The following is a 23,603-nucleotide window of genomic DNA, read 5'->3' on the forward strand; positions in this document are numbered from 1 at the left end:
TAAACTGAATGCGTCAGTTAAAGTGTATCGAAAGGAGAATGGACATGCAAAAAAATATTTTAAAAAGTGGCATCGAAATTTCTGAACTTGGTTTGGGTTGCATGAGTTTAGGTACAGATTTTAATAAAGCGCAACCTATCATTGAAAGTGCAATCGAACAGGGTATTACATATTTTGATACTGCAGATATGTATGATCAAGGAATTAATGAGGAAATTGTAGGAAAAGCTTTAAAGAAATATCAAAATCGTGATGACATCGTAATCGGTACGAAAGTCGGCAATCGACTAACTGACGATGGAAACGTAACATGGGATCCCTCTAAGAAACACATTAAAGAAGGTGTGAAAGGATCTTTAAAACGTTTAGGACTAGACCATTTAGATTTATATCAATTGCATGGTGGAACAATTGATGATCCACTAGATGAAACTATCGGTGCTTTTGATGAATTAAAACAAGAAGGTATTATTAGAGCTTATGGTATTTCATCCATCCGTCCAAACGTTATTGATTACTATTTAAAACATAGTCAAATCGAAACTTTAATGTCTCAATTTAATTTAATAGATAATAGACCTGAAAGTCTTTTAGATACTATTCATGAGCAACAAGTTAAAGTGTTAGCGCGTGGACCAGTGTTTAAGGGATTATTAACCTCTAATAGTGTCGATGCATTAGATAAAAAGTTTGAAGATGGTATTTTTGAATATACACGTGATGAGTTAGGTGAAACCATTGCATCAGTTAAAGAAATTGAAAGTAATTTAAGTGCCCTTTCATTTAAATATTTAACTTCTCATGATGCTCTTGGTTCAATCATCGTCGGCGCAAGTAGTGTAGAACAATTAGAAGAAAATGTACGTAACTATTATAAGGATGTAAGTTTAGATCAAATTAAATCTGCGCGTGAACGTGTGAAAAATTTAGAATATACTCAACATCTAAAATAATGTAAAAGAGAGTTTAAAATATAAAAGCTTTAAGATGATTTCAACTTACTTGAAATGGTCTTAAAGCTTATTTTTGTTTACTCTGAAGCGAAAGTAGTATGAGTAGTCTCATTATAGATTTCTTGAAACCAATAAACATGTTCTTAATAAAAGCCACCCATCTCAAAATAAGTTTCGATCATTAAAATTGTTTGATGTAAACATGGGGCTTTTGAGTCGTCTTTGCATTCACTTCTATTCCAAGAATCTGATGTTGAATTACAAGTTGATAAAATTTTGCCTCAATATATTTAATTTCAGCATCACTGAGCGTGTTATAAAATTCAGTACCAACTAAATATTCTAAAGTAAAAATCTTATTAATTGGTAGTCGTTTAGAATTAGCGATTGCTTTATTAATAATACCATCGATGCTACATATCATTTATAGCACTCCCTTTTAAAAAGACTTATAGCAAGCCTGCTTCATAATTAATTACTATTCTTTGTTTTTAAATAAATTCGGTAAACAATTTTCCAGTGTTCTCGGTGCAAGGTGATATAATTTTAAAATATTATGCATCCAACCAGGTTGATTGATTTCTTTTTTATTCTTTAAAATTCCTAAAATGATGCGCTCGGCAAGTTGCTCAGCATCAATCATTATAAATTTATATTTATTAAAAAAAGCAAGTGACGGGTCTGCCTTTTTATGAAATGGTGTATCGATAGGTCCAGGATGTACTGCCATAATATGAAGTTCGGGTTCTTCTAATCTCAATGCGTTAAGAACGGCAGTCAATGCAGCTTTAGAAGCTCCATAGTGTGCCGCGTTAGCTTGCGTAACAAAGGCCGCTTGACTTGAAATGCCGATAATATGTGCATGTTTTACTAACTTTGGTCGTAGAATTTGGTACATTAAATTAAAACTTACGAGATTAACGTCATATGTTTCAATGACTTCGTCTAAAGTATGGTTATTAATGGATTTAAAATAACCTAAACCTGAACTGTATATGAAACCATTGACTGGCGCTTTTATTTTTTCTGAGAGTTGGTAAATATCTTCTCGTTGTTGTAAGTTACATTGAATGACATTTATATTTTTAGAATGACTTCTGAAATCAATTTGATTAAATTTAGAAATATTTCTAGCTAAAACAGTGACATGAGCGCCTCTTTTAAGAAGTTGGTGAACGAGGGATAATCCAAGACCACTCGTTCCTCCTGTCACGATATAATGTTGTCCTATCATATTTAACATCCTTTTTGTACTAACAATGCATTTTATAAGGAAAATGAAGCAATATCATGCGTTTATACGAGTTATATTACTTCTTATAGATATGTGTTACTATGTATTTATAATCTTAAGCCAATATAAATGATTAATCAAAAGAGATGAAGGTGATGTGGTTAAAATGAAACTTGTATTCTATGGTGCAGGTAATATGGCACAAGCTATTTTTACAGGAATTATTAATTCTAATAATTTAGATCCCAATGACATTTATTTAACAAATAAATCAAATGAACAAGCTCTGAAAGATTTCGCGGAAAGATTGGGAGTTAATTATAGTTATGACGATAAAGAATTATTGAAAAATGCTGACTACGTTTTTCTTGGAACGAAGCCACATGATTTTGAAGCATTAGCAGAAAGAATTAAAGATGATATTACCGATGATAATCGCTTTATTTCTATTATGGCTGGCCTATCGATTGATTATATTAGACAGCAATTAGATACGAATAACCCATTAGCACGTATTATGCCAAATACTAATGCGCAAGTGGGACATTCTGTAACTGGAATTAGCTTTTCAAATAATTTCGGACCTAAATCTAAAGATGAAGTTAATGAATTAATTAACGCATTTGGATCGGTTATAGAGGTTTCTGAAGATCATTTACATCAAGTGACTGCGATTACAGGTAGTGGTCCTGCATTTTTATATCATGTATTTGAGCAGTATGTTAAGGCAGGTACTGAACTAGGATTAGAAAGAGATCAAGTAGAAGAATCTATTCGTAATTTAATTATCGGGACAAGCAAGATGATAGAACGCTCTGATTTAAGTATGGAACAATTAAGGAAGAATATTACTTCTAAAGGTGGAACTACTCAAGCAGGCTTAGATGCCCTATCTCAATACGATATTGTATCAATGTTTGAAGACTGTTTAAGTTCTGCTGTTAATCGTAGTGTAGAATTATCAAATAAAGAATCTGAATAAATAAGCTAAAACGCTTTTCCCCTTCCCGTCTTATAGGGTAAGGAAAAAAGCGTTTTTTATATTTTATATGTCTCGAAATCTTTAACGAAATAAAATTGTGGAATCTGAGATTGATTGTTAATTTCTTTATAAATGGATTCTACATCTTCTAAGTTGTATCGATTGCTAATATGAGTAATAAGACTTTTACCAACATTAGCGTTCTTAATCAATTGAAAGACATCATCTATGTGGCTGTGATGATAATTGTTGGCAAGTGTCTTTTCCCCTTCTATATAAGTAGCTTCGTGTACCATGACATCTGCGTTTTTAGCTAATACATATTCATTATCACAAGGTTTCGTATCTCCAAATATAGCAATGATTGGGCCAGGTTTCGCTTCTCCTTTAAAGTCATCAGATTGGTACATCAAACCATTATGTTCAAATGTATCTTGTATTTTTACTTCTTGATATTTTGGACCAGGTTCTAACCCAATGGCTTTTAGAGCTTCAACATTAATTGTTCCTGGTGTGGTTGGTGCTTCTATACGATAGCCATAAGATGTAATACCATGATTTAACACTTCTGCTTGTACCGTAAAACCCTCATGATGATATGTAAATTGTTGATTAATTTCGATATATGTAATTGGGTAATTAAGATGTGATTCCGATAACTTTAAAGACGTTTCAATATAATTTTGAATTCCTTTAGGACCAATTAGAGTTAAAGGTTTATTTTCTCCGCCTTGGAAAGAGCGACTTGTAAGTAATCCAGGAAGACCAAATATATGATCGCCATGCATATGAGTAATAAAGATGTGATCAACTTTTCCTAACTTTATTGAATGATGTAGGATTTGGTGTTGCGTTCCCTCGCCAACGTCAAATAACCATACTGAATTTGAATATGGTTCTAAATTTAAAGCGATGGATTGTGTGTTTCTCTCTTTAGTCGGTAACCCTGCACTCGTACCGAAAAATGTAACTTCCATGCATGATCCTCCTCTTCTTTCATATATTCTATCATATGTCATCATATTTTCTATATGAAGAAATAAAATATAATCAATACATTGTTTAATCCTTATACTTGCTAATCACTTATGTGTATTTGTATGGTAAAGATATATGGTTAAATAGGATATAATCATGATATGATTTTGTTAACATTAAAACAATGTACTTCATAGTGTTAGTGCTATTGGAATAATCATTTTCGGAAAAAATAAATTGTGCTTAATTTCAAGCATATTTGATGACCATAAGTAATGATTATCATATAATATAATAATCTAGTATAATGATATATTTATTAAAAATGAAAGCATTGATACTAATATAAATCGGTGAGTCAATTGATATTCATCATATATCTATTTAAGAATTGAGGTTTTGATCTTGAGTACTAAAAGTAAACACATCCCTTGTTTAATAACAATATTCGGTGCCACTGGTGACCTTAGTCACAGAAAGCTATTCCCTTCTATATTTCATTTGTTCCAACAAGATAATTTAGATGAGCATATTGCTATCATTGGTATAGGTCGTCGTGATTATTCAAATGAGGAGTTTCGTGATCAAGTTAAATCATCAATTCAGAAACATGTTAAAGACACGAATAGAATTGATGAATTTATGAATCATGTCTTCTATCATAAGACGGATGTAAGTGATGAAAGAAGTTATGAATCCTTACTACAATTTAGCAATCAATTGGATAAAGAATTAGGTTTACAAGGTAATCGTTTATTCTATTTAGCGATGGCACCTCAATTCTTTGGAGTTATCTCTGATTTCTTAAAGTCATCTGGCCTTACTAATACAAAAGGTTTTAAACGATTAGTGATTGAGAAACCATTTGGTAGTGATTTAAAATCAGCAGAATCATTGAATAACCAAATTAGACGTTCATTTAAAGAAGAAGAAATTTATCGTATTGATCATTATTTAGGTAAAGATATGGTGCAAAACATTGAAGTACTACGCTTTGCGAATGCTATGTTCGAACCCCTATGGAACAACAAATACATTTCTAATATTCAAGTAACGTCTTCAGAAATTTTAGGAGTTGAAGATCGTGGTGGTTATTATGAATCAAGCGGTGCTTTAAAAGATATGGTGCAAAATCACATGCTACAAATGGTTGCCTTATTAGCGATGGAAGCACCTATTAGCTTGAACAGTGAAGACATTCGTGCTGAAAAAGTTAAAGTTCTTAAATCATTACGTCAATTTAAACCTGAAGAAGTTAGAAAGAACTTCGTACGAGGTCAATATGGTAAAGGAACTATAGAAGGTAAAGAAGTTAAGTCTTATCGTGAAGAAGATCGTGTGGCCGAGGATTCTAATACACCTACATTTGTATCAGGAAAATTAACAATTGATAACTTTAGATGGGCTGGTGTCCCTTTCTACATTAGAACTGGTAAACGCATGAAATCGAAATCGATTCAAGTTGTTGTTGAATTTAAAGAGGTTCCTATGAACTTGTATTATGAAACAGATAAATTATTAGATTCCAATTTACTAGTCATTAATATTCAACCTAATGAAGGCGTTTCGTTACATTTAAACGCTAAGAAAAATATTCAAGGCATCGATACTGAACCAGTTCAATTATCTTATGCTATGAGTGCACAAGATAAAATGAATACGGTTGATGCATATGAGAACTTGTTATTTGATTGTCTTAAAGGTGATGCTACTAACTTTACGCATTGGGAAGAATTGAAATCAACTTGGAAATTTGTAGACGCTATTCAAGATGAGTGGACTATGGTTGAACCATGCTTCCCTAACTATGAAGCGGGTACTAATGGCCCTCTTGAAAGTGATTTATTATTAAGTCGTGATGGAAATCACTGGTGGGACGATATTCATTAATTTACTGTGATAACGTAATAGATTTTTAATGATTGTTTAGAAAGTAATTTAAATTTAAGTGAATGATGGCGAACTTATTTATAGTATTGCACATAAGGTGTTCTTATCTAATGAATACTTAGCAAGCTATACTTTAAAGTCCGTTGTTGTTCACTTTTTTGATTTTAATTTTAAAATACTAAGGCTTTCAGATGTATCTTAGGCCAAAATAATGTACAATAATGATTATGATTCAAAGTAATTGGAGTGAAAGTTTTGGACGTTATCAAGCAAATACAACAGGCAATCGTATACATTGAAGATCGTCTATTAGAGCCTTTTAATTTGCAAGAACTCAGTGATTACGTTGGTCTTTCGCCATATCATTTGGAACAATCATTCAAAATGATTGTTGGTCAATCGCCAGAACAATATGCTCGCGCTCGTAGAATGACGATTGCAGCAACAGACGTCATGCACGGCGCAAGTCGTTTAATGGATGTAGCTAAAAAGTATAGATATGCTAATTCTAATGAATTTGCTAATGACTTTAGTGATTTTCATGGCATTTCACCTATCCAAGCCTCAACAAAAAAAGATGAACTTAAATTTCAAGAAAGATTATATATAAAATTGTCAACGACAGAAAGAGCTCCGTATACATACAGGCTTCAAGAAACAGAGGATATTTCACTTGTTGGATACTCTAGGTTCATCCCTACTAAGGACTTATCTAATCCTTTTAATGTCCCTGATTTTTTAGAGGATTTATTGGTTGAGGGCCTTATTAAAGAACTTAGACGATATAATGATGTGAGTCCATATGAATTATTTGTCGTTAGTTGTCCGCTTGACCAAGGTTTAGAACTTTTCGTTGGTGTTCCTAGCGAACGTTATCCAGCTCACTTAGAAAGTAGATTCTTACCAGGACGGCACTATGCGACATTTAATTTACAAGGCGAAATTGATTACGCTACGAATGAAGCGTGGTACTATATTGAATCGAGCTTACAACTCACGTTACCTTATGAACGAAATAGTTTGTATGTTGAGGTTTATCCATTCGATATTTCATTTGACGACCCATTCACTAAAATACAATTATGGTTGCCTATTAAACAAGAAGCTTACGATTTTGATGAACTAGATTAAATTTGAAAATGATAAAAGGTAAAGTGATGTAAACTTTGAATAATACATCACTTTACCTTTTCTTTATGTGGAAGACTGTTGTTATTCGTCTTCTCACGTGGTGTTTAGACTTTAATGACAAACGCTTCATATGGCTGTATTTTGTCAAAGTCTATAACATGGCTACTATAGTTGTGAAGCATGACTTGCTGTTCATTTTCAATGAGATAAGGGACATTGAGTTTTGAAACTTGATCAGTAAGGTTTCCTACTACAAGTACCTTCTTGTTATTCAGTTTACGAGTGTATGCAAAGAGATTAGGATTGTCTTCATCCACTAAATTAAACTGTCCATATGTGTATACTTCATCAGAATTTTTTAATTGAATTAAATCTTTATAGAATTGTAGTATTGATTGAGGATCATGGATTTGTTGTTCAACATTGATTGTTTTATAGTTAGGATTCACCGGGAACCACGGTGTGCCATTGGTAAAACCTCCGTTAGTTGATTGATCCCATTGCATAGGTGTTCTTGAATTATCACGATTCTCCATTTTATATTTATTTAAAAGTGCATTAACATCGCCACCCTGAGCTTTAACGATGTTGTATTCGTTTTTTACTGCAACGTCATTGAACGTTTCTATACTATCAAATGGGTAATTAGTCATACCTATTTCTTGACCTTGATATATAAATGGTGTGCCTTGCTGTAAAAAGTATGTTACAGCATGACTTGTAGCAGATTCGTACCAATACTGTTTGTCATCTCCCCATGTTGATACACGACGTGGTTGGTCATGGTTTTCGATAAATAATGCATTCCAACCAACATCTTCTAAGCTTTTTTGCCAACGATTTAAAATAGTTTTGTAAGATTTTACATCAAATTTTGAATATCCTGTACTCCATAAACCTAAGTGTTCGAATTGAAAAATCATATTAAATTTGCCTTCTTCTTCGCCAACCCATTCTTTAGCGTTATCAGGGTTTACACCATTAGCTTCACCTACTGTCATAATATCGTATTGACTTAGTGATTTATCCTTCATTTCTTGAAGCCATGGTTGGATACCAGGTTGATTCATATCAACATCAAAGGCTGGCGCATATGATTTTCCCTCTGGCAAAGGTAAATCTCCAGCTTCAAATGTCTTTTTGATATGAGTGATTGCATCAACTCTAAAGCCATCAATACCTTTATCAAACCACCAGTTCATCATTTCAAATACAGCATTGCGTACTTCTGAATTATCCCAATTCAAGTCGGGTTGTTTTTTACTAAATAAGTGGAAATAGTATTGGTTTGTTAATTCATCATATTCCCAAGCTGATCCATTGAAGATACTCTCCCAATTGTTAGGCTCAGAACCATCCTCTTTAGGATCCTTCCAAATGTACCACTCTCTTTTAGGGTTATCCTTACTTGATTTAGACTCTATAAACCACGGATGTTCATCTGATGTATGATTTACAACTAAATCTAAGATTAATTTCATACCTTTATGATGGACTTCTTTAAGTAAACGATCAAAATCTTCCATGGTGCCAAATTCGTCCATGATAGCTCTATAGTCACTAATATCATAACCATTATCATCATTAGGAGATTGATACATCGGGCTTAACCAAATCACGTCGATACCTAAATCTTTAAGGTAATCTAATTTTTCGATAACACCAGGCAAATCACCGATACCATCATTGTTACTATCATTGAAACTCCTAGGATACACTTGGTAAGCTACTGCTTCTTTCCACCATTTTCTGTTCATTTGGTTCACTCCTCATTCGTTATTGTCGTTTGTCTCTCTATAAAGTGTGTTGGATTGATACTCTCTTTTAATATACATTTGTAGTTTAACAATTTTATAATTCTTTGTGTGCATTTATGCAAGCGCTTGCATAGATATTGTAAATAGAGCCTCACTCCTTAAAATTAAAGTTTTGAGTGAGGCTAGTATCTTTATTTATTCAATATTGATAATTATTCTTCAACCCATTGTGTGTGGAATACACCTTCACGATCTTTACGTTCATAAGTATGTGCACCGAAGTAGTCACGTTGAGCTTGAATTAAATTTGCAGGTAAGTCTTCTGAACGATAACTATCGTAGTAGTTAATACTTGCTGAGAAACCAGGTGTAGGAACACCATTTTGAACACCTGTTGCAACAACATCACGTAGTGCATCTTGATATTCAGTTACAATATTTTTGAAGTAAGGATCTAGTAATAAGTTTTGTAATTCTGAGTTATTATCATAAGCGTCTTTAATTTTTTGTAAGAATTGAGCGCGAATGATACAACCCTCTCTCCATATCATAGCTAATTCGCCCAGTTTTAAATTCCATTCATGATCTTCACTTGCTTTACGCATTTGAGCAAAACCTTGTGCATATGAACAAATTTTACTCATATATAATGCTTTGCGAATCTTTTCTAAGAATTCTTCTTTATTACCTTCAAAAGAAGCTTTAGGACCATTCAATGTTTTAGAAGCATTAACACGTTCTTGTTTAATTGATGAAATAAAACGCGCAAATACTGATTCTGTAATAATTGTCAACGGTATACCTAATTCAAGTGCATTGATTGAAGTCCACTTACCAGTACCTTTTTGCCCTGCAGTATCAAGAATTTTTTCAACTAGTGCTTCCTTATCATCGTCTAATTTTGTGAAAATATCACCAGTGATTTCGATTAGATAACTTTCTAATTCACCAGCATTCCATTCTTTAAAGGTATTAGAAATTTCTTCATGAGACATTCCTAATAAGTCTTTCATCATCGCGTAGCTCTCTGCGATAAGTTGCATGTCAGCATATTCAATTCCATTATGAACCATTTTGACGTAATGTCCTGCGCCATTTGGCCCAATATAAGTCACACATGATGCACCATCTTTAGCTTTTGCAGCGATTGCATCAAGAATATCACTTACTTTATTATATGCGTCTTCTTGGCCACCTGGCATTAATGAAGGTCCAGTTAATGCACCTACTTCTCCACCAGACACTCCCATTCCGATGAAATTAACGCCACTTTCAGCAAGTGCTTTATTACGACGGATTGTGTCTTGATAGTTTGTGTTGCCTCCGTCGATTAATATATCATCATCATCTAGTAAAGGTAATAAGCCATCAATTGTTGCATCAGTAGCAGGTCCAGCTTTGACCATTAGTAAAATTTTACGGGGCTTTTCGAGTGAATTAACAAATTCTTCTAAAGAGTAAGTTGGGTGAATTTGTTTACCTTGTGATTCTTCAATCATTTCATCTGTTTTTTGTCTTGAGCGGTTATATACTGAAACACTATATCCTCGAGATTCAATGTTCCAAGCAAGGTTTTTACCCATTACAGCTAAACCTACTACTCCTATTTGTTGTGTCATATTACTTACCTCTCTTGTTCAAAATTTTCAATAATATTGTAACATAAAACGCATATTAACAATTACTAAAAGACTGTATTATTCGCTAACAAGTTCTATAATTTTTAAAATTTGACTTGATAACATACATAAATCTTTAGTAGCGATACGTTCAGATGTTGTGTGGATGTTTTCATAACCTACTCCTAAAATAACTGAAGGAATTCCATATCTATTCATTATATTTCCATCAGAACCACCGCCAGCAATACAAGTATCACCATTAAGTCCTAAAGCAACTGCACTTGCTATTGCATATTTTGTCACGTCTTCATGATCTTCCACCTTAAATCCTGGATAACTTGTTTCTATTTCTACATGAGCTTCACCACCAAATTCTTTAGCAGTGCTCTCAAAGGTATCTTTCATATGTTGAACTTGTACTTCAATACTTTGGTCATTGTGAGATCGTGCTTCAGCTTCAAGAACAACTTCATCAGCAACAATATTTGTTGCAGAGCCACCATGGAATTTACCAATATTTGCAGTTGTTAAATCATCGATTTGGCCTAAATTCATTCTACTAATCGCTTTAGCAGCGATATTAATAGCACTAATACCTTTAGTTGGGGTACTCGCGTGAGCCGTTTTACCTTTAATGGTAGTATAAATCTTCATTTGTGTAGGGGCACCGACAACAGTTGTACCTACCTCTTTACTTGCATCAACGGCATAGCCAAAGTCTGCATCTAGTAATTGCGTATTTAATGCCTTAGCTCCCAATAAACCTGATTCTTCACCAACTGTAATGACAAATTGAATTTGTCCATGAGGTAAATTATGCTCATTTATCTGTTCGATTGTTTCGAGTATAGCAGCTAAGCCTGCTTTATCATCTGCGCCTAGAATAGTTGTACCATCAGAGTAAATGTAACCATCGTCCTTCACTTGAGGTCGTATATTTACACCAGGCACTACTGTATCCATATGACTAGTGAAATAAAGCTTTGGTATCTGTTTGTTTGATAAATTACTAGGTAAAGTGCATATTAGGTTGTTAGCGCCTAATCCTTCTTGTTCTGAAGCGTTATCCTCCTTGACGATTAGCCCTAGATTTTCAAATTTTTCTTTAAGTATAGGTTGAATAGTTTGTTCATAACCTGTTTCTGAATTAATTTTTACTAACTCTAGAAAAGTATTCAATATACGTTCTTTGTTAATCATGATTGCAAGTCCCCTTTCGTATATAAATATATTTTAACTGACTTTCAAGTTTATCAAAAATAAATTGATTGCTTTTTAGAATTAAATCATATAAGGTTACGATATATAGACGTATTTAAGTCGTTGTTAAACGATTTATATAAATATACGGAGGAATTAAGAATTGAATAATAAAGTTTTACGTATCATTATTATTGTTATGCTTGTAGCCGTAGTACTTGCATTACTACTTACAAGTTTGGCACCAGTTATGAACTAATAAATAAACCGTTACATCGAACTTTTTTCAAAATAAGTTTAATGTAACGGTTATTTTTCATATTTCACTATGCAATTTTAACGAACCAAATTGTGATTTGATATTTAAGTATTCTTCTAATTCATTTAATATCTGTATAACATTTACTCGTGAATTTAATGCTTGATGTGTAGTTGGTAACGGTAATTGATCTAAGGATAGTCGAATCTCATAAAGTGAGTGAAGTCGCAATGCTGTATAATCGTTACTATTAACGTTGCTGCCTATTTCTGACATTAATTGAGATATTTTTTCAAGGATAGGGTCATCAGTAGAAATACTCTCTATAAGATGCGTCATTCTTTTTAATAACTCTACTTGTTCTTCTCTCATATCAAAGTAGTGATAGTAGGAGTTTTCATTTCTGACAAAATGATTTTTAACATCCCTAAAAGCTAAGGACTTTGCTTTCTTGATGTTCAATAGTAGTGCGTCGAATTTAATATCTAGTTGATCTTTGCGCATTGTACAAGCATGACTAAAAATAGTGAAAATATCTGTAATTTGATGTTCAATATCATTTTTATAACGTTTTAAATTTTTGTCTAAACTTGGCATCATGAGATTCATAATAAAGGCAATACCTAAACCTACTGTTAAAAGTAGTATTTCATTAATCATCAAGTGCCCATTAATTTCTTTAGCATTAAAAACATGTAATAAAATGACGCAACTCGTTATTACGCCTTCTTGAGCATTGAGAACAACTGTTAAAGGAATAAATAAAAGGACAATTAAACCTAAAACTAATGCATGTTGACCTAATAAACTAAAAATAGCTGAGCCTAAAAACAAAATTAATAAACATGAGACTAGGCGTGAAACAATAGCTTGTACAGAATGCATTTTAGTATGCTTGATACATAATACGACTAAAATCGCACTAGAAGCATAATTATCTAAACCTAGTAACTTACAAATTATAACTCCTAGCGTCATTCCTACTGCAGTTTTGAGAGTTCTAAATCCAATCTTATAAGGATTTAACTTTAACATGTGTTTTAGGCCTCTTATCTTTCTTCACAATATTTTTCGAATAAGCCTTGTAATTGGTTGATTACATCCATAACATCATGACCTTCAATTTGATGACGTTCTATCATTTCAGTAATTTTACCGTCTTTAATTAATGCAAAAGAAGGACTTGAAGGTGCATATCCTTCAAAATAATCTCTTGCTTGTTGAGTTGCTTCTTTATCTTGTCCAGCAAAAACTGTGACTAGTCGATCTGGTAATTTATCATAGTGTAATGCGTGAGAGGCTGCTGGACGTGCAATACCACCAGCACAACCACAAACTGAATTGACCATAACTAAAGAAGTGCCATCTTGTTTTAAAACACTATCTACTTCATCAGCAGTTGTTAATTGTTCATAACCTGCTTCTTCAATTTCATTACGTGCTTGTTCAACAACCCCGTTCATATATAAATCGAAATTTAAATCCATATTAGGTCACCTTTCATTTCATTGTTAATTTTAACTTCTTTTATTCTACTAATTAAAAGTATATTGTTCAACAAGCTTGATTAAGTATTCTCACTCATTTTCAAATAAAATAAACTGTCGACAATATCAATGAAGTTGTCGACAGTAATATATGGATATGTGAGATTGAAATCTTAATAGATATTTGTATTCTCAATAGAATATTGTTCAATACGTTTTTTAATATGATTCATAAATTGACCTGTTTGTAGTCCGTCAAGGATACGATGATCGATCGAAATACATAAATTAACCATACTTCTAATTGCAATCATATCATCTATAACAACAGGCTTTTTAACCACAGATTCCACTTGTAATATTGCGGCTTGAGGATGGTTAATAATTCCCATTGAAGACACTGAGCCAAATGAACCAGTATTATTTACTGTAAATGTGCCACCCTCCATATCTGCTTGAGTAAGTTGGCCATTGCGAGCTTTTGTAGCTAAGTCATTGATTTCTCTAGCAATACCCTTGATAGATTTTTCATCAGCATGTTTAATGACCGGCACATATAATTTATCTTTATCAGCTACAGCAATTGAAATATTAATATCTTTATGAATAACTATTTCATCACCTTGCCATGTGCTATTTAGTAAAGGATGTGCTTTCAAGGCATCAGCTACAGCTTTTACAAAGAATGCAAAGAATGTCAGATTATAACCTTCGTTTTGTTTAAATGTGTTTTTGTGATGATTTCTTGTTTTAACTAAATTCGTTGCATCAGCTTCTATCATCATCCAACCATGAGGAATTTCAGTAACACTTGTCACCATATTTTGAGCAATTGCTTTACGAACCCCTTTAACAGGAATTGTACTTCCTTGATTGTATGTTATATCGGACTCAGATTGACTTTGAGATTGTAAAGTTTGTTGAGATGATTGGTTGTTTTGACTCTGATTACTAGTGGAATTGCTAGTTGTATTTTCAATAATTTCAGGATTATTAATTACTTTTTCAATATCTTTTTTAGTGACACGTCCACTGAAACCTGTACCCACTACTTGAGTTAAATCGATGTTGTTTTCAGAAGCTAATTTGAAGACAACAGGTGAAAAACGACCATTATTTTTAGGTTGTAAAGATGAATCATTAGTATTTTCATTTATTTCCGATTGAGACAAATTTTTTTTATGACTAGAAGATTGTTCTTCATAAGAATGATTTGCTTCTGTCTCACTATCTATATCATCTCTTTCTTCTCCTGTATCGATTTTACAAATTACTGCATCAACGCTTACTGTTTCTCCTTCATTAACTATAAGTTCGGTAACTTTACCTGAAACTGTAGAAGGTACTTCAGCGGTAACTTTATCTGTAATTACTTCACATAAAGGTTCATATTCTCCTACTTCATCGCCTACAGCAACTAACCATTGTTCTATTGTACCTTCATGAACACTTTCACCTAATTTAGGCATTTTAATTTCCAATTGATACCCTCCTTAGAATTCCGCTAATTCGCGCATTTTTTCTTGTATCTTTTCAGGACTCATCATTATTTCATTTTCTAAGACAGGTGAAAATGGCATAGATGGAACGTCGGGTGCAGCTAAACGCATAATCGGTGCATCTAGTTCAAATAAGCAATGTTCTGCTATAATTGCCGAAACCTCTGACATAACGCTACCTTCTAAATTATCTTCTGTAACGAGTAAAACCTTGCCGGTTTGTTTAGCACGATCAATAATAGTTTCTTTATCTAATGGATATACCGTTCTTAAGTCTACAACTTCAACATTAATACCGTCTTCAGCTAAAATATCAGCTGCTTGTAAACAATAATTAACCATTAAACCATAAGTGAAAACAGTGATATCATCGCCTTCTCTTTTTACATCTGCTTTTCCTAAAGGTACTGTATAGTAATCTTCTGGAACTTCTTCTTTTAAAAATCGATAAGCTTTTTTGTGTTCAAAGAATAAAACTGGATCATTAGATTCAATTGATGATAATAATAATCCTTTTGCATCATAAGATGAAGAAGGAATTACTATTTTTAATCCTGGGGTTGAAGCGAAAATGCTTTCAATACTTTGTGAGTGATACAAACCACCATGAACACCTCCACCAAAAGGTGCTCTAATAGTTATAGGACAGCCCCAATCATTGTTAGAACGGTATCTCATCTTAGCAGCTTCACTTATTATTTGATTAGTCGCTGGTAGAATGAAATCCGCGAATTGAATTTCTGCGATAGGACGTTTACCCATCATTGCTGCGCCTATTGCAGTTCCTATAATATTTGACTCTGCAAGTGGGGTATCAATTACACGTTCTTTTCCATATTTTTCTTGTAAGCCTTGTGTAACGCCAAATACGCCACCCTTTTTACCTACATCTTCACCTAAGATGAAAGTATTTTTATTTTTTTCAAGTGCTAAATCATGAGCTTGGCGAATTGCTTCTAAATAGGATAATTTAGTCATTTTCTTGGCCTCCTTCATCATAAACGTGTGCATATGCTTCTTCGATTGAAGGATATGGAGCCTCTTCAGCGGCCTTCGTCGCTTTATTAATTAATTCTTTGTGTTCTTGTTCTAAATCAGAAAGCCATTGTTCATCTATAATCTCATTTTCAAGTAAGAAGGATTTAAATTTAATATTACAGTCTCCTTCTTTAAGACTATCACGTTCTTCTTGAGTACGATATTTATCATCGTCATCTGAAGAATGTGGTGTCATTCGAGAAGTAACAGCTTCTATTAAAGTAGCGCCTTCTCCATTTAAAGCACGATTTCGTGCTTCTTTCATAGCTTTATAAACAGCAATAGGATCATTTCCATCTACTTGTTCACCATACATACCATAACCTAAAGCACGATCAGAGAGTTTTTCAGCAGCGTATTGTAATGAATCTGGTACTGATATAGCATATTTATTATTAATAATCACGCAGACAAAAGGTAAATCGTGCACACCTGCAAAGTTAAGACCTTCATGGAAGTCGCCTTGATTTGAACTTCCTTCCCCAACAGTTGCGGTAGCAATATTTTGTTTATTATCCATTTTTAATGCAAGGGCAGCACCTACTGAATGCGGAATCTGAGTTGCTACTGGTGAACTCTGAGATAAGATGCCTTTATCTTTATGACTAAAGTGAGATGGCATCTGTTTACCGCCGGAATTGATATCATCTCTTTTACCGAAAGCAGATAACATCGTGTCTAAGGGTGTTATACCCATATATGTAACAAATGCTAAGTCACGATAATATGGAGAAGAAATATCCCCTTCTTCCATAGCGTATGCCATACCAATTTGAGTGGCTTCCTGTCCTTGACCACTTACAACGAAAGGAATTTTACCTGCGCGGTTAAGAAGCCATAATCTCTCGTCTACCTTTCTTCCTAAGTCCATCCATTTATACATCATCTTGAGGTCTTCTTCAGTAAGGCCTGCTGACTTATAATCAATCATTATTTTACCTCCTACTATACGTGAATCGCTCTACCTTCAACTTTTAATCCTAATTCCATCAAAACTTCAGATAAAGATGGATGAGCATGGGTAGTTAATCCAAGTTCTAAAGATGAGCCATTCATAAATTGCAATAATGAAACTTCATTAATCAATTCAGTTACATGAGGTCCAATCATGTTAAGACCAATGATTTCATCATTTTCTTTATTAATAATCACTTCGCAAAAACCATTTTGCTCACCAATATCATCAATCATCGCTTTCCCAATTGCTTTAAATGATACTTTATAAGCACGCGCTTTAATGTTTTGAGCTTTGGCTTCTTCAATATTTTTACCAATTGAAGCGATTTCTGGATATGTGTAAACACATTTTGGTACCAGGTCATAATTAACGGGTATAGGACGCCCATCAAACATGTGTTCAACTGCAACTAAACCTTCTTTTGAACCTACATGAGCAAGCTGAAGTTTACCTATGCAATCTCCTGCAGCATAAATATGCTTATCTTCAGTTTGTTGATATTCATTAGTGATAATATGTCCTGCTTTATTTGTTTTGATTTTTGTATTATTAAGACCAATATCTTGTGTATTTGGTGTTCTACCAACAGATATTAAAACTTTATCTACTTTAATTGCATTATTTTCAAAATAAATTGTAACACTATCATCATCTTTTTTAATACTATTTTCATCTAATTGGATATTCTCGTAGAAAGTTACACCTCTATGAGATAATTCTTTTTTTAATGATGAAGCGATTTGAGTACTTTCAGTTGGTAAAATACGGTCATTTGCTTCGATAACAGTAACTGAAGTTCCTAGGTCATTCATTAGTGAAGCAAATTCTAATCCGATGACACCACCACCTATAATCGCCAAATGTTCTGGTAAAGACTCAATTGAAAGGATATCGTCACTTGATAAAATACGTTCATGATCAAATTCAATAAATGGTAATAATTTCGGTGTAGAGCCAGTAGCAATTAATACAAATTGATTTGGTATTAAATCAGACTCACCATCTTCGTATTCCACTGAAATCGTACCACTTTGAGGTGAAAATATAGATGTTCCTAATATTCTACCAGTTCCATTATATATATCTATGTGATGGTGTTGCATTAACTGGTTTACTCCTGTATGCATTTGATTCACAATATCATTTTTACGTTTTAAAATATTTTCAAAATTAACATTAAAATTACTTACATCAATACCAAAAGTACTAGCATTTTTAATAGTATGATGTATTTCAGCAGATTTTAATAAAGATTTAGTAGGTATACACCCTTTATGTAAACATGTGCCACCTAATAAAGATTTTTCAACTATTGCTACTTTCTTACCTAATTGCGAAGCTCTGATAGCAGCTACATAACCAGCAGTTCCTCCACCAAGGACGACTAAATCATATTGTTTTTCTGACATGGTCTTACTCCTTAAATATTTAGAAGACTAAATATGTCTGACATTTATAATCAAGACATCTTAGTCCTCTAATAAAATTACTTATTTTAATATTGAATTACATATTGAACTAAAGGTGATGTAATTCAAGATGTTCTTATAAATTAATACTTTCCTATTTTACATCAATTCGGATAGTTATTAAATTTAAAAATTAATGACAAATCTTTAAGAATCGATTCATTATACTCTTTTTGAGAAAAATTTTGAATGTGCTACTACTAAAATGGATAAAGATTAATCTCTGTGATTTTGAGCAATCATTTCTTTAGCGTTTTCTCTTGTTAAATCAGTAACACTAGCTCCGGAAATCATTCGCGCTACCTCGTTAATTCTATCGTCATCTAATAACTCTTTAACTTGAGTAGTTGTCCTGTCATCATGTGAGGCTTTACTTATTAGAAGATGATGATCACTCATTGAAGCAACTTGAGGTAAATGAGAAATACATATGACTTGTATGAATTGAGCTATGTCTCTCATTTTTTCAGCCATTTTCTGTGCTGCCTGTCCAGAAACACCTGAATCCACTTCATCAAATAGAATTGCTGTTTGGCCACGTGATTTAACAAATATGCTTTTTAATGCAAGCATTATTCGAGATAATTCCCCTCCTGAAGCAATTTTATTCAAGCTTTTTAAAGGCTCTCCTTTATTAGGGCTAATTAAAAATTCTACAAATTCGATTCCTTCGTAGTTAGGTTCATCAAGAGGTTTGAAAGATATTTCTAAATTTGCATCTTTCATTTGTAAATTTTGAATTTCAGAAACAATATGGTCACGTAATTCCCTAGCGACGCGTCGCCGTTCTTTTGATAATGCTTTACCTATATCAATTACTTCTTGATAAAGTTGGTTAATTTCTTCTCTTAATTGTGATGAACTTTGTTCATAGTTTTCAATTTTATTAATCTCATTCTCTAACTTACTTTGATAAGCAATGAGTTCAGGAACATCTTTTCCATATTTTCGTTTTAGGTTATTTAAAAGATTCATCCTTGATTCAAGTTCATTTAATACTTGTTCATCAAATTCGGTGTTTGCCATTTCATCATATATATCATGTTTTGCGTCTTCAAGAACATAGTAGAATTGGTCAATATCTTCTTTCAATTTTTCGTATTTTTCAGGAACAATATCATTGATAGATTGAAGATGATTACTTAATTCGTATAATCGATCCGGAATAGCATTCTCATCTGTTAGTACTTGATGCGCATTATTCAATGCTAGGCTCAATTTTTCAGAATTCTGAATACGTTTAATATCAACTTCTAGTTGTTCTACTTCATCTTCTTTTAAAGAAGCTTCTGTAAGTTCTTCGAATTGAAATTTCATCAAATCAAGACGCTGTAGCAATGCTTGATCGGCTGATTCCAAATCTTCTAATTCTTTTCTTTTATCTTTATATTGATTGAAAATATTTTTATATTGTTGTAGCAAATCAGAATATTGATTTTCTGCATAATCATCGAGTAATTGAAGATGATATTTTTGCTTGAGTAATGATTGAGTTTCATGTTGGCCATGAATATCTAATAATTCTTGCATCACTTTTCTTAAATCTTGAAGTGTGACAATTTGATTATTGATACGACAAATGCTTTTACCAGAACTAAAGATTTCTCTCTTAACTAATAAAAAGTCTTCATCAATATCAATGGATAAATCTTCTAGAATAGATATTGCATCTTTGCTTTCATCTATATCGAATATACCTTCAATGATAGCTTTTTTCTCGCCATGACGCACATAATCAGAAGAAGCGCGCATTCCTATTAGCTGTCCAATTGCATCAATGATGATAGATTTACCTGAGCCTGTTTCGCCACTTAGGACTGTTAATCCATCTGAAAATTGTATTTCAAGTTTATCAATGATAGCAAACTGTTTTATTGATAAGGTTTGTAACATAAATTCATCGCATCCTTATAATAAATTAAAAATTCTAGTTTTTATCTCTTCACTTGCTTCTTCATTTCTACAAATAAGTAGACATGTATCATCGCCACAAATGGTACCAAGTACTTCATCCCAATCAATTTGATCAAGTATAGCTCCAATTGATTGTGCGTTACCTGGAAGTGTTTTAAGTACAAGTAAGTTTCCAGTTCCCTCTATATTTACAAAAGAATCCATTAAATATCGTCCTAATTTTTCTAAAGGATGATATTTTCTATCATTCGGTAAACTATAAACATATTGACCTGAAGGTGCGGGAACTTTAATTAATTGTAATTCTTTTATATCTCTTGAAACTGTTGCTTGTGTCACGTTTAAATCATATTCATTTAATCGTTTTACCAATTCATCTTGTGTCTCTATTTGTTCGTTCGAAATAATTTCTCTAATTTTTATATGTCTAACTGATTTTTTTGGCACAATAAACACCTCTAGTTACGAATATTTATACAATGATTTTAACACAAGCGACTCGTAACTACTACTAAACACTATTTAACTTTAACATTATTATTTTTTATCTTTGGCATGATAAAGGCATTTATTATAAAAATCCAAACTTTAACATGATAAATTAATTAATTGAATAAAAATTAGAGAATGAATATTTTTTGTATATGGAAAACAAAATATATATCAAATAATAAGGATTTGTATCTAAGATTTCAAAATGAAAATATAATAGCTAAAACAAATCTAAAATTTAGCCTATAAATGAACTAGAACTCATCCATTTATAGGCTATAAATTAAAATCTAAATATCTTTATTAAATTTAATGATCTCTATTGTAAAATAAATCAACAATTTTTATTAATTCTGAAGTTTGATATTGTGAAGATATATTATTCAGACATTCCAAAGCTTGATTCTTATGATATTCCAGTTTGTCTTCAGCACCCTCTTTACCTAATAAGGAAACATAAGTACTTTTATTATTCGATTCATCACTACCTACCGCTTTACCTATTTTTTTCTCATCGCCATAAACATCTAATAAATCGTCTTTAATCTGAAACATAAGTCCTAAATGTTCGCTGAATTCATTTAGATTGTGAGACGTCTTCTGATCTACTTGAGCAATATCTACAGCAGCCATTACTGCAAAAGTAAGAAGAGCACCTGTCTTAGCTTTATGAATAGACTCTAAAGTTTTTAAATCAACTGTTTGATTTTCGCTTTGCATATCTAATGTTTGTCCGCCAACCATACCGATGTGTCCGCTTGCTTTAGATAATCGTTGTAAGACTTTTACTTTAACATTATCTTCAATTAAATCGTCATTTGAGACTAATTCAAATGCCTTTGTTAAAAGTGCATCTCCAGCTAATATTGCTTTCCATTCACCATAGACTTTGTGATTAGTTAGTTTACCACGACGGTAATCGTCATCATCCATTGCAGGTAAATCGTCATGAATGAGTGAGTATGTATGAATCATTTCTAAAGCTAAAGCACTTTGAAGTCCTTTATGATAATTTTCATTTAGCATATTTAAAGTAAGTAATAATAATACAGGTCGAATTCTTTTTCCTCCGGCCTGAAGTGAGTACATCATGCTCTCTTCTAAATCGGTATTTAGATGAGATTCAGGAATTGCCTGCTTAAGATTAGTATTAACTTCTTCGATTAAATTACTCATTGTTAGCTTCTTCATTTTCTTGTTCCTCAGCTTCTTCTTGCATTAATTTGTTCACTTTTTTCTCTGCATCTTTTAAAGTTGTATCACAAGCAGTTGATAATTTCATTCCTCTTTGATATAAGTCTAGTGATTCCTCTAATGAAACTGTTTCATTATCTAATTTTTGTACGATATTTTCTAGTTCTTGCATCATTTCTTCAAAGCTTTGCTTTTCTTTACTCATCATTACACCTTACTTTCTTTACAGTAGCATCAACGTTGCCATCTTTCATTGTTAAAGTGATTGTATCATTCTCAGTAATATCATGTGTACTTGTAACTACTTTATCATCCTTATTTACAATTGCATAGCCACGTAACATTGTATTAGTAGGACTCAAATTATTTAGATTTTCAATTTTATTTTTTAAATCTGTTTGTAATTTTGATAATTCATTTGTTATTGCTTGAGTCATACGTTCACGATATTGGGACACATGCATTTTATCTTGAGAAATGTTGTTATTGAGTGTTTTTAAATTGAAATGTTGTTTCAATAGCTTGAGGTTTTGAGTATGCTTTTCAAGATATGTCGACATCAATTGCTTAAGTTGTTTTTCAAGGTCATCACGCTTTTGAATTTGTTGATCATACAATAGTGAAGGTTGCTTAAATTTATAATAAGAATTTAGATGATTTAATTGTTTCTTCTGTTGTTCGATATATTGTTTAATAAACCTAGTTAATGAAAATTGATATTGTTTAATTTGTTGCATTAATTCATATTGGTCGGGTGTTGCGATTACAGCTGCTTGTGTAGGAGTAGCTGCTCTAACATCAGCTACAAAATCACTTAAAGTAAAGTCAGTTTCGTGTCCCACAGCTGAAATAATTGGTGTATTACAACTATATATTGCTTTAACTACTTCTTCCTCATTAAAGTTCCATAAATCTTCAATAGAACCACCACCACGCCCAACTATGATGGTGTCTACATCAAGTGTGTCAGCATGTTCAATTTTCTCTATAATATCTTGTTTTGCTTGCGTACCTTGTACCAATGTACTGATGTGTATCTGTTCAACTAAAGGATATCGACTGTTAATTGTTGAATGAATATCTCTAATTGCAGCACCAGTACTAGCTGTTAGGACCGCAATTCTTTTGGGAAATTTGGATATAGGTTTCTTAACGCTGCTATCGAAATAACCTTCTTTTGTAAGTTTCTTCTTAAGTTCTTCTAACTTTTGATATAAATTTCCAATTCCGTCAAGTTGCATCTTATTTACATAAATTTGATAGTTGCCCCTTCTTTCATAAACGGAGACACGAGCTTCGAGTAGAACTTCATCACCTTCTTTAGGTTCAAAGCCTAATTTAGAAGCATTACCTTTAAACATCATAGCGCTAATCACACTCTCTTTATCTTTAACGTTAAAGTATAAGTGTCCGCTTGAATGTTTCTTAAAGTTTGATAATTCTCCCTTTATTAAAACAGATTGCAAATGAGGATCTTGATCAAATTTATATTTAATGTATTTAGTTAAAGTAGTAACACTTAAATATTCAGTCATACATATCACTC

At 32.5% G+C, this 23,603-nt stretch carries 22 protein-coding genes; 5 read left to right on the top strand and 17 right to left on the bottom strand.

Annotation, left to right across the window (positions count from 1 at the left end):
- The first annotated feature begins 44 nt into the window (after positions 1-44).
- Positions 45-953 carry an aldo/keto reductase gene (locus HMPREF2642_RS09815; protein ID WP_049389195.1) on the top strand — a complete coding sequence of 303 codons (909 nt, stop codon included), beginning with the start codon at positions 45-47 and terminating at the stop codon, positions 951-953.
- Between the two features lie 181 nt (positions 954-1,134).
- Here HMPREF2642_RS09815 and HMPREF2642_RS09820 read toward each other — a convergent pair whose 3' ends face one another.
- Positions 1,135-1,377 carry a hypothetical protein gene (locus HMPREF2642_RS09820; RefSeq protein WP_070597823.1) on the bottom strand — a complete coding sequence of 81 codons (243 nt, stop codon included), beginning with the start codon at positions 1,375-1,377 and terminating at the stop codon, positions 1,135-1,137.
- 54 nt (positions 1,378-1,431) lie between these two features.
- A complete protein-coding gene (locus HMPREF2642_RS09825; protein ID WP_049427632.1) occupies positions 1,432-2,187 on the bottom strand; it encodes an SDR family NAD(P)-dependent oxidoreductase in 756 nt (251 codons plus the stop codon).
- A 166-nt stretch (positions 2,188-2,353) separates the two neighbouring features.
- On the opposite strand from HMPREF2642_RS09825, the gene proC reads away from it, so the two are divergent.
- Positions 2,354-3,169 (top strand): pyrroline-5-carboxylate reductase, encoded by an 816-nt coding sequence (proC, locus tag HMPREF2642_RS09830; protein ID WP_002433940.1) that lies wholly within the window; start codon positions 2,354-2,356, stop codon positions 3,167-3,169.
- Positions 3,170-3,225: 56 nt separating this feature from the next.
- Here proC and rnz read toward each other — a convergent pair whose 3' ends face one another.
- Positions 3,226-4,146, bottom strand: coding sequence for a ribonuclease Z (gene rnz, locus HMPREF2642_RS09835; protein WP_047796309.1), 921 nt, complete (start codon positions 4,144-4,146; stop codon positions 3,226-3,228).
- Positions 4,147-4,552: 406 nt separating this feature from the next.
- Here rnz and zwf point away from each other — a divergent pair, with 406 nt between their 5' ends.
- Both zwf and HMPREF2642_RS09845 read left to right on the top strand, forming a co-directional pair.
- Positions 4,553-6,037: a glucose-6-phosphate dehydrogenase gene (gene zwf, locus HMPREF2642_RS09840; RefSeq protein WP_002433925.1), complete on the top strand. Its 1,485-nt coding sequence runs from the start codon at positions 4,553-4,555 to the stop codon at positions 6,035-6,037.
- Between the two features lie 255 nt (positions 6,038-6,292).
- Positions 6,293-7,168, top strand: coding sequence for an AraC family transcriptional regulator (locus HMPREF2642_RS09845; RefSeq protein WP_002433855.1), 876 nt, complete (start codon positions 6,293-6,295; stop codon positions 7,166-7,168).
- A gap of 104 nt (positions 7,169-7,272) precedes the next feature.
- Here the strand turns inward: HMPREF2642_RS09845 and HMPREF2642_RS09850 are convergent, their stop codons facing one another.
- The 3 genes from HMPREF2642_RS09850 to HMPREF2642_RS09860 form a co-directional block, all read right to left on the bottom strand.
- Positions 7,273-8,925, bottom strand: coding sequence for a glycoside hydrolase family 13 protein (locus HMPREF2642_RS09850; protein ID WP_070597824.1), 1,653 nt, complete (start codon positions 8,923-8,925; stop codon positions 7,273-7,275).
- A 212-nt stretch (positions 8,926-9,137) separates the two neighbouring features.
- Positions 9,138-10,544, bottom strand: a complete 1,407-nt coding sequence (gndA, locus tag HMPREF2642_RS09855; RefSeq protein ID WP_002433673.1) for an NADP-dependent phosphogluconate dehydrogenase — start codon at positions 10,542-10,544, stop codon at positions 9,138-9,140.
- Positions 10,545-10,622: 78 nt separating this feature from the next.
- Complete coding sequence (locus HMPREF2642_RS09860) at positions 10,623-11,747, bottom strand: M20/M25/M40 family metallo-hydrolase (RefSeq protein ID WP_049427614.1); 1,125 nt, start codon at positions 11,745-11,747, stop codon at positions 10,623-10,625.
- 163 nt (positions 11,748-11,910) lie between these two features.
- On the opposite strand from HMPREF2642_RS09860, the gene prli42 reads away from it, so the two are divergent.
- Positions 11,911-12,006 carry a stressosome-associated protein Prli42 gene (gene prli42, locus HMPREF2642_RS11750; RefSeq protein ID WP_150130644.1) on the top strand — a complete coding sequence of 32 codons (96 nt, stop codon included), beginning with the start codon at positions 11,911-11,913 and terminating at the stop codon, positions 12,004-12,006.
- A 57-nt stretch (positions 12,007-12,063) separates the two neighbouring features.
- On the opposite strand, the gene HMPREF2642_RS09865 is transcribed toward prli42, so the two are convergent.
- From HMPREF2642_RS09865 to xseA, 11 genes are all read right to left on the bottom strand, one after another.
- Positions 12,064-13,041: an aromatic acid exporter family protein gene (locus HMPREF2642_RS09865; RefSeq protein ID WP_070597825.1), complete on the bottom strand. Its 978-nt coding sequence runs from the start codon at positions 13,039-13,041 to the stop codon at positions 12,064-12,066.
- Positions 13,042-13,055: 14 nt separating this feature from the next.
- Entirely contained in the window at positions 13,056-13,493 is a 438-nt protein-coding gene (gene brxB, locus HMPREF2642_RS09870) for a bacilliredoxin BrxB (RefSeq protein WP_002433599.1), read from the bottom strand.
- 173 nt (positions 13,494-13,666) lie between these two features.
- Positions 13,667-14,974: a dihydrolipoamide acetyltransferase family protein gene (locus HMPREF2642_RS09875; protein WP_049427611.1), complete on the bottom strand. Its 1,308-nt coding sequence runs from the start codon at positions 14,972-14,974 to the stop codon at positions 13,667-13,669.
- 12 nt (positions 14,975-14,986) lie between these two features.
- Positions 14,987-15,970, bottom strand: a complete 984-nt coding sequence (locus HMPREF2642_RS09880; protein ID WP_049427609.1) for an alpha-ketoacid dehydrogenase subunit beta — start codon at positions 15,968-15,970, stop codon at positions 14,987-14,989.
- Positions 15,963-16,961, bottom strand: a complete 999-nt coding sequence (locus HMPREF2642_RS09885; RefSeq protein ID WP_037549217.1) for a thiamine pyrophosphate-dependent dehydrogenase E1 component subunit alpha — start codon at positions 16,959-16,961, stop codon at positions 15,963-15,965. The genes HMPREF2642_RS09880 and HMPREF2642_RS09885 overlap by 8 nt, the downstream gene beginning before the upstream one ends.
- Positions 16,962-16,975: 14 nt before the next feature.
- Positions 16,976-18,397, bottom strand: coding sequence for a dihydrolipoyl dehydrogenase (gene lpdA, locus HMPREF2642_RS09890; RefSeq protein WP_070597826.1), 1,422 nt, complete (start codon positions 18,395-18,397; stop codon positions 16,976-16,978).
- Positions 18,398-18,673: 276 nt separating this feature from the next.
- Positions 18,674-20,350 (bottom strand): DNA repair protein RecN, encoded by a 1,677-nt coding sequence (recN, locus tag HMPREF2642_RS09895; protein ID WP_023350215.1) that lies wholly within the window; start codon positions 20,348-20,350, stop codon positions 18,674-18,676.
- 15 nt (positions 20,351-20,365) lie between these two features.
- A complete protein-coding gene (gene ahrC, locus HMPREF2642_RS09900; protein WP_002433875.1) occupies positions 20,366-20,818 on the bottom strand; it encodes a transcriptional regulator AhrC/ArgR in 453 nt (150 codons plus the stop codon).
- A 354-nt stretch (positions 20,819-21,172) separates the two neighbouring features.
- Complete coding sequence (locus HMPREF2642_RS09905; protein WP_049427603.1) at positions 21,173-22,054, bottom strand: polyprenyl synthetase family protein; 882 nt, start codon at positions 22,052-22,054, stop codon at positions 21,173-21,175.
- The gene (locus HMPREF2642_RS09910; protein WP_002433880.1) at positions 22,032-22,262 is read right to left on the bottom strand and encodes an exodeoxyribonuclease VII small subunit; all 231 of its coding nucleotides are present in this window, start codon (positions 22,260-22,262) and stop codon (positions 22,032-22,034) included. The genes HMPREF2642_RS09905 and HMPREF2642_RS09910 overlap by 23 nt, the downstream gene beginning before the upstream one ends.
- Positions 22,255-23,592, bottom strand: a complete 1,338-nt coding sequence (gene xseA / locus HMPREF2642_RS09915) for an exodeoxyribonuclease VII large subunit (protein WP_030059020.1) — start codon at positions 23,590-23,592, stop codon at positions 22,255-22,257. Before xseA ends, HMPREF2642_RS09910 begins: the two co-directional genes overlap by 8 nt.
- Between the last annotated feature and the right edge of the window lie 11 nt (positions 23,593-23,603).

Origin of the sequence: Staphylococcus sp. HMSC055A09, assembly GCF_001809655.1 — a bacterium.
Lineage (GTDB): Bacteria > Bacillota > Bacilli > Staphylococcales > Staphylococcaceae > Staphylococcus > Staphylococcus capitis.

What these genes read in the sequence shown, in the direction of transcription:
- HMPREF2642_RS09815 (WP_049389195.1), top strand. Translation starts at nt 45, where the DNA reads ATGCAAAAAAATATTTTAAAAAGTGGCATCGAAATTTCTGAACTTGGT.
- HMPREF2642_RS09820 (WP_070597823.1), bottom strand. Translation starts at nt 1,377, where the DNA reads ATGATATGTAGCATCGATGGTATTATTAATAAAGCAATCGCTAATTCT.
- HMPREF2642_RS09825 (WP_049427632.1), bottom strand. Translation starts at nt 2,187, where the DNA reads ATGATAGGACAACATTATATCGTGACAGGAGGAACGAGTGGTCTTGGA.
- proC (WP_002433940.1), top strand. Translation starts at nt 2,354, where the DNA reads ATGAAACTTGTATTCTATGGTGCAGGTAATATGGCACAAGCTATTTTT.
- rnz (WP_047796309.1), bottom strand. Translation starts at nt 4,146, where the DNA reads ATGGAAGTTACATTTTTCGGTACGAGTGCAGGGTTACCGACTAAAGAG.
- HMPREF2642_RS09850 (WP_070597824.1), bottom strand. Translation starts at nt 8,925, where the DNA reads ATGAACAGAAAATGGTGGAAAGAAGCAGTAGCTTACCAAGTGTATCCT.
- gndA (WP_002433673.1), bottom strand. Translation starts at nt 10,544, where the DNA reads ATGACACAACAAATAGGAGTAGTAGGTTTAGCTGTAATGGGTAAAAAC.
- HMPREF2642_RS09860 (WP_049427614.1), bottom strand. Translation starts at nt 11,747, where the DNA reads ATGATTAACAAAGAACGTATATTGAATACTTTTCTAGAGTTAGTAAAA.
- HMPREF2642_RS09865 (WP_070597825.1), bottom strand. Translation starts at nt 13,041, where the DNA reads ATGTTAAAGTTAAATCCTTATAAGATTGGATTTAGAACTCTCAAAACT.
- brxB (WP_002433599.1), bottom strand. Translation starts at nt 13,493, where the DNA reads ATGGATTTAAATTTCGATTTATATATGAACGGGGTTGTTGAACAAGCA.
- HMPREF2642_RS09880 (WP_049427609.1), bottom strand. Translation starts at nt 15,970, where the DNA reads ATGACTAAATTATCCTATTTAGAAGCAATTCGCCAAGCTCATGATTTA.
- HMPREF2642_RS09885 (WP_037549217.1), bottom strand. Translation starts at nt 16,961, where the DNA reads ATGATTGATTATAAGTCAGCAGGCCTTACTGAAGAAGACCTCAAGATG.
- lpdA (WP_070597826.1), bottom strand. Translation starts at nt 18,397, where the DNA reads ATGTCAGAAAAACAATATGATTTAGTCGTCCTTGGTGGAGGAACTGCT.
- recN (WP_023350215.1), bottom strand. Translation starts at nt 20,350, where the DNA reads ATGTTACAAACCTTATCAATAAAACAGTTTGCTATCATTGATAAACTT.
- HMPREF2642_RS09905 (WP_049427603.1), bottom strand. Translation starts at nt 22,054, where the DNA reads ATGAAGAAGCTAACAATGAGTAATTTAATCGAAGAAGTTAATACTAAT.
- HMPREF2642_RS09910 (WP_002433880.1), bottom strand. Translation starts at nt 22,262, where the DNA reads ATGAGTAAAGAAAAGCAAAGCTTTGAAGAAATGATGCAAGAACTAGAA.
- xseA (WP_030059020.1), bottom strand. Translation starts at nt 23,592, where the DNA reads ATGACTGAATATTTAAGTGTTACTACTTTAACTAAATACATTAAATAT.